The following is a 12,529-nucleotide window of genomic DNA, read 5'->3' as shown; positions in this document are numbered from 1 at the left end:
GGAACGCGATTCCATCCGAGCCTAGCACCTGACGAAGAATTAGGCTTACAAGTTACGGGAAAATCTTGTTCCGTGTTCATAGGAACAGAATTCATATTTCGTAGGAAGAGACAGTTCAGATTGATGGCTTTTCTCTAGTCCTTGGCCGGCAGCCCGGCCCGCAGCATAGCGAGCTCCTGTTTGATCTGCTCGTTGCGCCGGCGCTTTTTCCAGACAACAGGCGGGGCAGCCCGCTCCAGACAGTCGAGCGCACCGCAGCGTTCGCAGGTTTCGTTCACGGCCCGGCGGACCAGCTGTGGATCGTCGAGGAAGCGTACCAGGGCCCGCAGCCGGTCGTCGATGGCGAACCCGAGCGTAACGCTGCTGTTCAGGCCGGCCCGCGGGGGGGAGGGTTTCGCCACCGTCAGGATCAGGTAGCGGTTGCTGGTGTCCATATACTCCGAAATCTGCCCCCCGCAGAGCGGCTGCCCGTCCCAGCTACCGGCCTGTTGCTGCCGGGCCAGATCCTGTAGCAGCGTGAGGGATACCCAGCGGTGGCAATAGTGTTCGTTGATGGTGCCGTGGGGGTTGTGGAGCTTGGCCAGATGAAGTTCTTTGGCCAGCACGAACCGGTTGTCCGTCACGGCATTATCGAAACGCAGAAAGAAAAGCTGATCAATGCCGAAGTGGCTTGGCATGACGTTGCTGATGCGGTGCATGAACACCTCGGGTGTCGCATCAAAGCGGTTCATCAGGTCCAGTAAAGCCTGCGGCTCCCAGGTCGGTCGGGCAAAGAAGCTCGCCAGACCCGTAATCAGCAATGGTCGCGGCACCAGAATCGCTACGGCGAAATACGTCGCTTTGTAGTTGTTCAGGACCTGCTCGAACGACTCGGCTTCGGTCTGCGACGAGATGAGCGGGCGGTTGGTTAGCTGCATCACCCGAAACCCAACCTCGCGGCCGTAGGTAAAAGCCCGCTGGCTGGGCTCCAGAGACCGGTTTATCAGCAGCACCGTCGGGGAGCCCGGCAGCACCAGCGAGCGAATGCCCGCCAGGGCGGGGTAATCGACTTCCGAAAACTCGTCGATCCGGTACGAAAACTCTTCTTCCAGAATCCGCCGGAGTCGGCCCTCATCAAACGGCGGTTCCGTCAGGGGTTCGTTACCCGCGTGGTTCCGGATAAAATCGGCCGCTACGGTTTCAATGTCTTCGAAATAGTTGTTGTGGAGTTCCTGATACGACCGCAGCGCCGAAAAGTAAAACTGCTCGACGTTCATGCCGTAGTTGCGGCTGATCTCGATAATGGTGCTGATGAAGGCGCTGACCCGCGACGGGGCCTGCGACAGGATATCGAGCAGGTCGGCGGGTTCAATGCCGAACAGATTCAATGGTAACTCACTCAGAATATTGGAGTTGAGCAGTTCGGCGATGGGTTCGAGCTGTTTGCTGAGCTTAACCGAAACCAACGTATCGTAGTCGGTGCCGAGGGCAGCGGCCAGAGCAAATATCTTCTCCGACTTGGGGTATTTCTTACCTTTCTCAATCTCATTCAGGTACGATGGGGACAAACCGGCCCGATCAGCCAATTCGTACAACTGAAAGCCTTTGTCCTGACGTAGCTGCTTCAGTTTTAACCCAAAAATTACCCGAACGCGCTCTGTTGCCGAAATCATGTCGTGTCAAATAATGACAAAGCTACGAAACATACAGCATTAGCGAATTTAAAATAAGTTAGCGAATATTCGCTTGTTTAATTCAATTCGCAAAAATACATTTGCCACCCTATACACTTCATCAACAAGCTTTTCGTATATGTTTCAGGTAACCATCATCCGGTCCTCCGACAACGTACCCGCTGCGCCCATCCGGCAACTGGGGGTATCGACCTGCCGAACCGTGTTTCTTCACCTGCAGCCTACGCGGCTGGTCGAACTAGCCCTGGCCCGGCAGGAGGGGGTACTGACCAGTACCGGCGCGTTCATGTGCGATACGGGTCAGTTCACGGGTCGATCACCCAAGGATAAATTCATCGTGCACGATGCCTCTACGGAGCATCAGGTAGATTGGGGGGACATCAACCGTCCGTTCGATGCGGAAGCGTTTGGCCGGCTGCACGCCCGTATGCTGCGGTTTCTGGAAGGCAAGGAAACGTTTGTCCGTTACGCCTATGCCGGAGCAGCCGCTGCCTACCGGATGCCGATCGCGGTCGTGACGACAAAAGCCTGGCAGAACCTGTTTTGCTACAATCTGTTCATTCGCCCGACGGACGAGGAACTGCCCCATTTTGAACCCAGCTGGACGGTCCTGAGCGTCCCGGAGTTCAAAGCCGATCCGGAAGTGGACGGTACGCGGCAGGAAAACTTCACCATTGTTGATTTCAGCCGGAAGATGATCCTGATTGGCGGAACCGGCTACGCGGGCGAAATCAAGAAAGGCATCTTTACGGTGCTCAACTTCATCCTGCCCGTGGAGCACGGCGTTTTGCCCATGCATTGTTCGGCAAACGTGGGCCATCAGCAACCCGATGGCGAGCCGGATACAGCCCTGTTTTTTGGCTTGTCGGGAACGGGAAAAACGACCCTGTCGGCCGACCCCGACCGCCGGCTTATCGGCGACGACGAACACGGCTGGTCCGACGATGAGGTGTTCAACTTTGAAGGCGGCTGCTACGCCAAAGTTATCAATCTGAGCGCCGAGCAGGAACCGCAGATTTATAGCGCCATCCGGTTTGGTACCATTCTCGAAAACACCCGGTTCCGGCCCAATTGCCAGGAGGTCGACTATGCCGATTGTTCGGTGACTGAAAACACCCGCACGGCTTACCCACTGACCTACATCGCCAACGCCCTGACGCCCTCGGTAGCGGCTCCGCCCCGCAATGTTTTCTTTCTGTCGGCCGATGCGTTCGGGGTGTTGCCGCCCTTGTCGAAACTGACCCCCGAACAGGCCATGTTTTACTTCCTGTCCGGCTACACGGCCAAGCTGGCTGGAACGGAAATGGGGGTGACTGAGCCGGTTGCTACGTTCTCGGCCTGTTTTGGGGCCGCTTTTCTGCCGCTGGCTCCGCAGCGGTACGCGCAGTTGCTGGGCGACAAACTCCGTAGCAGCAGGGCGACGGTCTGGCTGGTGAACACCGGCTGGGTCGGGGGGGCGTACGGAGTCGGCAGCCGCATTGCCCTTCGCTACACCCGGGCGTTGCTGCGGGCGGTGCTGAACGGCGACCTGGCCGACGTACCGTTTGTAACCCACGACGTGTTTGGGGTGCAGATTCCGGTACATTGCCCCGGCGTACCGGACGAGTTGCTCCAGCCGGAGCTGTCGTGGTCCGATTCCATAGCATATCAGACTCAGGCTCAAGACCTTTTAAAGGCTTTTCAGGCGAATGCAGCCAAGTATTCGTATACTCATGTCGTTCAATCAGGGGAAGTCGTTCACGCTTATTAATCCATGTTATGCTAGCCGAAGATTCCATTGCCACCCCCGTCGGGGTGACGCTCGACCGCTTTATCAAACGAAGCCAGGATCATTTCAAGCAAGCTACCGGCGAACTGTCGCAACTCCTGCGCGACATTGCGCTGGCCGCCAAAATTGTGAACCGTGAGGTCAACCGGGCGGGGTTGGCCGACATTACCGGGGCGTTCGGCACTGAGAACCTCCACGGTGAACGGCAGCAGCGACTCGACGTAAGCGCACACGTGCGGTTTCTGCGGGCGCTGCGGAACGGGGGCGAGGTGGCCGCCATCGTGTCGGAAGAAGAAGACGGGATCATCTTCACCGGCAACAATCATGGGAAATACGTAGTGGCGCTCGATCCGCTCGACGGCTCGTCGAACATTGACGTGAACGTATCGATCGGGACGATTTTCTCTATTTATCGGCGGGTGAGTCCGGTGCATTCGCTGGCCGTCCAGGAAGACTTCATGCAGGGCGGCAACACGCAGATCGCGGCCGGTTACGTGCTATACGGTACGTCGACCATGCTGGTGTACACCACCGGCTCGGGCGTAAATGGGTTTACCTACGAGCAGTCGCTGGGTGAGTTTTTTCTCTCGCATCCGCGCATCACAACGCCCCGCAGCGGTACGATGTACTCGTGCAACGAAGGTAACTTCATCGACTTCCCGAAACCGGTGCAAAGCTACCTGAATGCCTGCCGGAACCAGCGGTACACGGCCCGCTACATTGGGTCGCTGGTGGCCGACTTTCACCGGAATCTGTTCAAAGGAGGCATTTACCTGTACCCCCCGATGGTCAAAGCGCCCAGCGGCAAGCTGCGGATGCTATATGAATGTTACCCGCTGGCGTTCATCATTGAACAGGCCGGGGGCGCTGCTACCGACGGCCGGATGCGGATTCTGGACGTACCCCTGCGGACCCTGCACCAGCGGAGTCCGCTGTACATCGGGTCGTTGGAGATGATCGACGAAGCCATGGCATACCACGTAGTGCCCGACAAGATCGTGCCGTCAACGTAAAACAAGGAGAGTGATTCAGGGCTACGTCTGCCATGACTGGGCGGGCCGGGGTGGTGTCGGGTTCTAAACTCAACGTCACCCCGGCCCGCCCAGTCGCGTAAACTGGGACCATCACCAGTGAGGCCCGAACCCGACACCACTACCGTTCCTCCCTACGGCATAAACGCAACCCACCTCATCGGTAGGGACAGTCCCCTACAGGCAGGGGCTAACTGGTAGTGGTTGGCTGGCGATGGTTATGGATTACACCTCTACGAATACATAAATCCAGCGGGTAGATTGAGTAGGATGGACAGAAAATCAGCTGACAGGAGAATCGTTTGCTATTTGATGAAACCAATAAAGATTATGATGTTTTTTATTTTTTTATAGCTCCATACTAGCTATTTTTAGCGCTCTAAGTGCTCTTTGTCAACAACATGAATAATTAACCTGACCATTCACATGAAGCGTGTACAGACCCCGACTTTTGATATTTCCCGCCACTTGAAAACCCGGCGACTGGAACAGGAAGTAGAAAACCGGACTGCTTACACAATTGATACGGCTGAACTGACTATTTACGAAACGCAGCACGTAGCCGAGAAAGTTGAACTGACATTTACCAGTCCGGTACTGGCCAGTATGATCCGCGGCAAAAAGGTGATGCACCTCCCCAATACGCCTTCCTTTGATTTCCTGCCCGGCGAATCCGTGATCGTACCCGGCGAAGAAACCATGCGCATCGACTTCCCCGAAGCGCAGACCCAGAACCCGACGCAGTGCCTGGCGCTGGCCATCGCTCCGGATAAGGTCCGGCAGGTGACCGATATGTTGAACGATCGGGTGCCGCTGGTCGATACCACCCAGGGCTGGCAGTTTGGGCAGAACAACTTTTACCTGACCAACGACGAGCCCATCAATCAGCTCATCTCCCGGCTGATCTACATTTTTACGGAGAATAATCGGGCTAAAGAAGTGATTGCTAACCTGGTGTTGCAGGAACTGGTGGTTCGGCTGATGCAGACCCAGGCCCGCTCGCTGCTGCTCAGTTCCGACGCATCCTATGGCAACGTAAATCGGCTGGCCCACGTCGCGCAGTACATCAACAAGCACCTGAACCGGAGCCTCCAGATCAAGGAACTGGCCGACGAAGCGTGCATGAGTGAACCCAATTTTTACCGGACCTTCAAGCAGACGTTCGGCATGACGCCCGTCGATTACATCAACCAGCAGCGGATCGCGCTGGCTTCCAAACTGCTTCGTACCACCAACCGGTACCTGGCCGATATCAGCCTGGAGTGCGGCTTCAACAACCTGACGTATTTTATGAAGCTGTTTCGCCGGGAAATGGGCATGTCGCCCGCGCAGTACCGCAAACAGGTGCTTCCGTTGTAAGTCCGGCAAAAACGACGACCGCTGACCGACAACAAGGGTCAACTACGCATGCCCTGCGCCCAGAACCGCTTTGGCAATTGCCGGCCCGGCATTAGCACCTCACCGATTTTTTATGGCCCCGAACCCTAGACGCCTTAGCCTGGAAAGGTTTAGGAATTTTGGTCGTGCAGCAAAAGCAATACGTCAGGGCGGAAAAGACCTTACAACTCCTCTAGCATCAGATTCCGGAACGAGGCCAGGGCTTTGCCGCCCCCGTGAATCTGCAACCCGATAAGGCCCGACTGCGGAATGCTCTGGTCCGGTTCGGTATAATCGACCGTTTGCCGGCCGTTGATCCAGATCTGGATGTGCCGGCCCTCGCAGCGAAGCCGGTAGTCGTTCCAGTCGTTCGGCTTTACGATCCTGCGCTGGGCGGTTGAGTCGGGGCCGGCCAGCACTTTGTCCCGGCGCGATTCGTCGTAAAGACACCCCCAGAATTTATCGCCCATGTCGGCCTGGTAGCCGATCATCTCGTAGGCCGGGTTCTGCGCCCGTTTGCTCCGAAACTGGATGCCACCATTCACAAAGCCTGTTCCTTCGAGTTTGACCTGTAAGGTTAGCTGGAAATCGCCGTAGGTTTTTCGCGTACAAAGAAAGTTGTTGTGGGGCACCGTCGTCGCTAGTGAGCCACCCACGAGGGCGCCGTTGACAATACGCCAGGTGTTGGCCGTATCGCCCTCCCAGCCCCGGAAACTGCGGCCATCAAACAGGGGCAGGGGAGGCATTGCATGGTACCATAAAGCAGGTAATATGAGCAGGGACAGGAATAATCGGATCATGAACAAAAGCTACCGTTCATTTTTGGATTTTCCAACGCTTTACGGCCAGAACCTTACTAAAACGATGGGTTTGTTGTGAATAAAAGTCAAAATAAACCCGGAAAACTACCGAAAAATTATTGTATGTCACTGATTGTCACATAGTTTCATACGAGTTTCTGCGTAAAGACAACAATATCAAAACACTGTCGTAACATTCAAGTAATCTGTAAGCCGTTGTTTTGTGCTTTCTTTTCAGCGCTTATGAAGCAACGGCTCTTGTTCCTTCTTTTCTTTTGCATTCCCTATTTTTCCATTGCTCAATCTCTCCCTCCCAGTCAAAAATATAGGATAGTACAAGGAGACAATGGGGTTGAGTCCAAGAATTACTACCTTCTCACCTTACTACGTACCAGCAAAGAGGCCCGGGCGCTCATCGAGAAGGATTCGGTACTGGCCCGCATCGCCCGCCAAAAACATCAGCAACTCGCATCCTCGCTGACCGATTGCAAAAATGTGGCGTCCTGCTATACCGAGCGGATGAAGGTTTCGCCGGAGGAGATGCACGCCATCGGCAGGCAACTCGCCCGGCTCTACAGCCCCGGCAATGCACTCGGCCGGCTGGTGGCCGACCACCTCATTCCGTCGGGAACGTATTACCGCCACCACAACCTGACGCCCGACAAACTGCTGGTGAAAGCCTGGGAGCAGGATGCGGCCGGGATCAATTTTGCTATTGGTGTCTACGCCCAGGGGCAGAAACCAAACTATCCCGCTATTGACTCCATCAGCTTCAACGTCAGGGATGCCCGCTACGCCCAGTTGGTCAACGCCTGTACGCAGGCGGTCTGGGATGAAACCCGCAACTCGACGCTGTTCTTTGAGCCGTCACTGACCAGTGCGCTGCGGTTTCTCGAAATCAACGAGCGCGAACAGGCCGCCGATTTTGAGCCGATGGCGGCCGGCGAAAACCGGGCGGCCTACGAACGGGTAGCCAGGATGAACTGGAGCAAGTACCCCTACACGGTCATTCTGGTGCCCGGTGCCGGTCCCGACGACCCCGCCGTTCCGCTCAGCGCGTCGGGGATGCTGCGGTGCCGGGTGGCGGCCCTGCGGTACCGGGAAGGCAAGGCCCCGTTTATCGTTGTGTCGGGCGGACGGGTGCACCCCTACAAGACCCGGTTCAGTGAGGCTTTCGAGATGAAGCGCTACCTGATAGCGGTCATGGGCATTCCCGAAGACGCCATCCTCATTGATCCCCACGCCCGGCACACCACTACCAACATGCGCAACTGCGCCCGGCTGATTTACCGCTACGGTATGCCGTTCGACAAGCCCTGCCTGGCGTCGACTACCAAATCGCAGAGTTATTACATCACGGACGGGGTCCTCGAAAAACGCTGCCTGCAGGAACTGGGCTACGTCCCGTACCGCAACGGCAAACGCCTGTCGGATACCGAATCTGAGTTTTACCCGACGCTTGAGTCGCTGCACATCAACCCAACCGAACCGCTTGATCCGTAAACAACAGACGCTATGAAGACACTTGTATTGATTGGTTTGCTGGGCGCGCTGCCGTTTCTGACGACCAGCGTGAACGTAGAGTTGGTCAGTTCCACCACCATCGATTCGCTGGGTGCGTGCCAGGGGGTCAGCTACTTGAAGGGAAAGGCGTTTCTCTACGGCGACCGCGAGGTGGGCATGATGCGTATCTACGACGTGAAAGACCGCCAACTGGTCTACACCGGGCGGGAAGTCAGACTAACGGAGGGCGGTAAGGATATCATTAACCACCCGACGGGCATCGCCTACAACGGGTCGGGGCCGACCTTCATTGGAAATAGCATCCGGTTAAATCCGGAAGGAACGGTCTGGCGGGCGGTCATCTACAGCGTCGACTGGGAGGGACTCCTGCGCACCGGCACCCTGGATGGGAACCTGCTCAACACCATCGAAGACGATGCCTGCATCCAGGGGACGCGCCCAGAATACGTACGCTACAACGACAAATGGTACGTTGCAACGGCCGATTACGGCGACAAGCGCAACGAAGTCCGGTTCTACGACCCTGAGAAACTACGTACCGCCAGAAAGACCAGCGAACCGGGTGTGGTGGTCAACAAATTCACCTGCTCACCCTGGGTGCAGAACCTGCACTGGATTCCGTCGAAGGGGGTACTCGTCCTGATTCAGAACCAGATCGAGGGCCGCCGGTGGCGGTTCACGTTCGTGGATCTGAAAAAGTCCATTGAATCGGGCCAGCAGGCGGTGATCAACACCATCGATGTGGACAAGGCCGACGAACTCGAAGGGTTCACGCTCCTCGACGACCTGACAACCGGCATTGCCGTTACGTCGTCCCGAACGAATAACGCACACCTTATGAAACTGGCCTGGTAGTTAAACCGGCCTCCTCCTAAAGCCGCTCTTCTACCGCAACTCACCCGTAGCCTGTCTGGCGGGTGCTGGTCCGGTCATTCTCTGTATTCCCTTTTTGCTCTATAGTTCTAACCAACTCAAAATGTGCTATGAACGTTTACTCAAGTTGTAGAAGCGGGTACCTGCGGTATCTGCTGGTTTTAGTGTGGATAATGAGTGCGTTGGCCGGGCCGACGGTCCGGGCGTCCGACTCGCCGGACAGCCAGTTGCTACGCATCACGGGCACCGTCACCGATCAGGCCAATCAGCCGCTGGCGGGGGTAAGTATCGTGGAAAAGCAAACCAAGCGCGGAACCGTGTCGGATGCCAATGGGCAGTTCTCGATTGAGGTGGCCTCGGGAGCGACGCTGGTGTTTTCGTTCATCGGCTTTGATACCAGGGAGGTAGCCGTATCGTCGCAGACCTCGCTGACCGTGCAGCTGACCGAAAGCGCCACGCAACTGAATGAAGTGGTGGCGGTGGGTTACCAGACCTTGCGCAAAAGCGACGTAACGGGGGCTATCGCCAACGTAAAAGCCCGCGAGCTGAACGTAACCGCCCCGACGCTGGGCCAGGCACTGGTCGGCAAGCTGGCCGGGGTGCAGGTGTCGCAGGTGAGTGGCGCGCCCTACATCGCTACCAAAATCCGGGTGCGGGGTATCGGCTCGATCAACGCCAGTTCTGATCCGCTGTACGTGATCGACGGGTTTCCGGCCGGTAACGACGTGTTTATCAACCCCAACGATATCGAAAGCATCGACATCCTGAAAGATGCGGCTTCGGCGGCCATCTACGGCTCGCGGGCGTCGGGGGGCGTGGTGCTCATCACGACCAAGCGCGGCAAGGAAGGCAAAGCCCGGATTGACTACGAATACCAGTTTGGAATTAACCAGCTGGCTAATAAAGTAAAGCTGCTGAATTCAACCGAGTTTGTCGAACTGCTGATTGATGCCCGCAACAACACATACCGCGACCTGATGCAGAACGCCGGCCGGCCGTTTACCAACGCCAACTTCTCCGACCCGAATGCAACCCGGGTCGCCAATGTGGGTAACGCCGGTGCGGTGCAGATCCCGACCGAGTTTTATGATTTTGCCAACCAGCGCATGATCGCTCCGCAGTACAACACCGACTGGCAGGACGTGCTGTACCGGAATGCACCCGTCAACCGGCACAACCTGTCGTTCTCGGGTGGTAATGCCACGACCCGTTATCTGATCAGCGCGGGTTACCTGAACCAGCAGGGCATTCTGGACCCGACCAGACAGGAGCGGCTGAACGTACGGGCCAACATCGACGGCGACATCAGCAAGAAGCTGAAAGTCGGAACGAGCATCTTCGTAACGTCGACCAACAGCCGGGAGGTGCAGGAAGGGCGTTTCAACCAGGGCCCGATTCTGGGGGCGCTGATCTACATGCCGATTTTCCGGGCGTTTGACGATAACGGCAACCTGCTGAAGAACGAAGCGGCTTCCAAGGCTCCGCAGTTTGGCTACCAGACCATCGAAAACCCGCTGGCGCTCGCCCGGGAGACCAACATTACCCGCAGAGGGCTCCGCAGCACGATCAACGGAACGGCCAGCTACGAAATCATTCCGGGACTGACTGCCCGGGCGAACCTCGGTTTCCAGGCCTATAACGAGAAGTACGAATACTACCTGCCGACCAGCCTGAGCAGCGGCAACAATCCGCCGTATTCACCGGCCGCCATCGCAGCCGCCCGGGCTACGGCCGCTACCACGGCGACGCAGAACCTGCTGGGTGAGTTTACGGCTACCTACAACCGGCAGTTTGGTCCGCACAACCTGAGCCTGCTGGCGGGGTACACGGCCCAGAAGACTACCGGCGATATCATCAGCGTAACGGCGCAGGGATTCCAGAATGACCGCGTACAGGAGATCACGGCTAAAGGCGCCGATCCGAGCTTCTTCGCGTTAAACAACGGCACCCGGAAATACAACGAAACGCTGCTGTCGTATCTGGCCCGCGCGACGTACAGCTTCAACGAAAAGTACTTCCTGACGGCCGCCTTCCGGACCGATGGTTCGTCGCGTTTCGGGCCGCTCAACCGCTGGGGTAACTTCCCATCGGTGTCGGCCGGCTGGACGGTATCGAACGAACCGTTCTATCAGGACTGGCTGGGCGATGCATCGACGCTCAAGCTGCGGGCGAGCTGGGGGCTGACCGGAAACTACAACATCGGAAACTACAATTACCTGCAAACGATGGCCAGTCCGGGCGGGACGGTATTTGGTACCGGTACCATTCAGACGGCGGTCTCGGCCGGTGCCATCAAAGATCAGGGCCTCGGCTGGGAGTCGACCTCGCAGTATAACCTGGGCGTGGACCTGGGCTTGTTCAACAACCGCCTGCTACTGATCGCCAACGGCTACATCAGTAATTCATACGACCTGCTGTTCAACCAGCCGATCTCGGCCGTTTCGGGTACGTCGAGCATCCTGACCAACCTGCGCAACTCCAAGATTGAGAACAAGGGGCTTGAATTCCAAGTCGACGGCCGGGTTATTTCAAGCGGGGATTTCAGACTGAATCTAAGCGGCAATTTCTCGCTGAACCGCAACAAGGTCCTCGACATGGGTGGGGCCAACACCATCATCGGGATCGGTGCTGAGCGGACGTACATCACGCACATTACGCAGGAAGGGCAGCCCATCGGTATGTTCTACGGCTTCAAGGTCGTCGGTATGGTACGTGAATCGGACATGGAGGCCATTGCGCAGGACAATGCCAACTACAACTCCGCAACGCAGACTTTCGCGCCGGGTTACGTCCGCAAAGGACCTCCCCGTTCAACGGCATCCAGCAACCCGCTACGTCCCGGCGACCTGATTTTCGAAGATGTCAACGGCGACGGGGTGGTCAACGATGCCGACAAGCGCGTGATCGGTTCACCCTACCCGAAGTTCTCGTACGGCTTCTCGGCGACGGCCAGCTACAAAGCGCTGGATATCAACGCCACTTTCAACGGTACGTATGGCAACGAGGTGCTCGACGGGCAGGATTACTACGTGTTCAACATGGAAGCGTCGGGTAACCAGTACTCGGTCGTGACGGAGCGCTACCGGTCGGAAGCGCAGCCGGGCAACGGCGAAATCTACCGGGCGTCGCGGGGCGGTACGCAGTCGAACAGCACGCGCCTGTCGACCTTCTACCTGCAAAATGGCTCGTTCCTGCGCTGCACGAACATTACGCTGGGCTACAACCTGCCCGCTAGTCTGCTGAGCAAGGTGCGGGTGAGCGGCCTGCGCGTGTATCTCAACGTGAACAACGCCTTTACGCTGACCAAGTACAAAGGCTACAATCCGGAGGTGGACTATAACTACAACACGTACTACGATGCGGCCACCGGTACGACCGGCGGTACAACCAGCGCGGGCAGCAACCTGACACCGGGTGTCGACTACGGGGTCTATCCGCTGGCTCGTGGATACAACGTAGGGGTTAAACTGACCTTCTAGCAGG

The 12,529-nt window shown here is 57.1% G+C and carries 8 protein-coding genes; 6 read left to right on the top strand and 2 right to left on the bottom strand.

Annotated elements, in window-relative coordinates:
• Positions 1 to 134: 134 nt before the first annotated feature.
• Positions 135 to 1,652 (bottom strand): helix-turn-helix domain-containing protein, encoded by a 1,518-nt coding sequence (locus DYU11_RS12960; RefSeq protein ID WP_119668083.1) that lies wholly within the window; start codon positions 1,650 to 1,652, stop codon positions 135 to 137.
• A gap of 139 nt (positions 1,653 to 1,791) precedes the next feature.
• Here DYU11_RS12960 and pckA point away from each other — a divergent pair, with 139 nt between their 5' ends.
• The 3 genes from pckA to DYU11_RS12945 all read left to right on the top strand — a co-directional run bounded on the left by pckA (position 1,792) and on the right by DYU11_RS12945 (position 5,831).
• Positions 1,792 to 3,423 (top strand): phosphoenolpyruvate carboxykinase (ATP), encoded by a 1,632-nt coding sequence (pckA, locus tag DYU11_RS12955; protein ID WP_119668082.1) that lies wholly within the window; start codon positions 1,792 to 1,794, stop codon positions 3,421 to 3,423.
• 8 nt (positions 3,424 to 3,431) lie between these two features.
• On the top strand, positions 3,432 to 4,454 hold the full coding sequence (fbp, locus tag DYU11_RS12950) for a class 1 fructose-bisphosphatase (RefSeq protein WP_119668081.1): 1,023 nt from the start codon (positions 3,432 to 3,434) through the stop codon (positions 4,452 to 4,454).
• A 444-nt stretch (positions 4,455 to 4,898) separates the two neighbouring features.
• Complete coding sequence (locus tag DYU11_RS12945; protein ID WP_119668080.1) at positions 4,899 to 5,831, top strand: AraC family transcriptional regulator; 933 nt, start codon at positions 4,899 to 4,901, stop codon at positions 5,829 to 5,831.
• 200 nt (positions 5,832 to 6,031) lie between these two features.
• Here DYU11_RS12945 and DYU11_RS12940 read toward each other — a convergent pair whose 3' ends face one another.
• On the bottom strand, positions 6,032 to 6,649 hold the full coding sequence (locus DYU11_RS12940; RefSeq protein ID WP_119668079.1) for a 3-keto-disaccharide hydrolase: 618 nt from the start codon (positions 6,647 to 6,649) through the stop codon (positions 6,032 to 6,034).
• Between the two features lie 243 nt (positions 6,650 to 6,892).
• Between DYU11_RS12940 and DYU11_RS12935 the strand changes: the two genes are divergently transcribed.
• The 3 genes from DYU11_RS12935 to DYU11_RS12925 all read left to right on the top strand — a co-directional run bounded on the left by DYU11_RS12935 (position 6,893) and on the right by DYU11_RS12925 (position 12,525).
• Positions 6,893 to 8,152 carry a YdcF family protein gene (locus DYU11_RS12935; protein WP_229365813.1) on the top strand — a complete coding sequence of 420 codons (1,260 nt, stop codon included), beginning with the start codon at positions 6,893 to 6,895 and terminating at the stop codon, positions 8,150 to 8,152.
• A 12-nt stretch (positions 8,153 to 8,164) separates the two neighbouring features.
• On the top strand, positions 8,165 to 9,028 hold the full coding sequence (locus DYU11_RS12930; protein ID WP_119668077.1) for a hypothetical protein: 864 nt from the start codon (positions 8,165 to 8,167) through the stop codon (positions 9,026 to 9,028).
• Between the two features lie 128 nt (positions 9,029 to 9,156).
• On the top strand, positions 9,157 to 12,525 hold the full coding sequence (locus tag DYU11_RS12925; protein ID WP_229365812.1) for a SusC/RagA family TonB-linked outer membrane protein: 3,369 nt from the start codon (positions 9,157 to 9,159) through the stop codon (positions 12,523 to 12,525).
• Positions 12,526 to 12,529: the final 4 nt, after the last annotated feature.

This window comes from Fibrisoma montanum (assembly GCF_003583365.1).
Classification (GTDB): domain Bacteria; phylum Bacteroidota; class Bacteroidia; order Cytophagales; family Spirosomataceae; genus Fibrisoma; species Fibrisoma montanum.
Note: the sequence above shows the minus strand (reverse complement) of the source record. Positions and strands in the feature narration are given on the sequence as shown.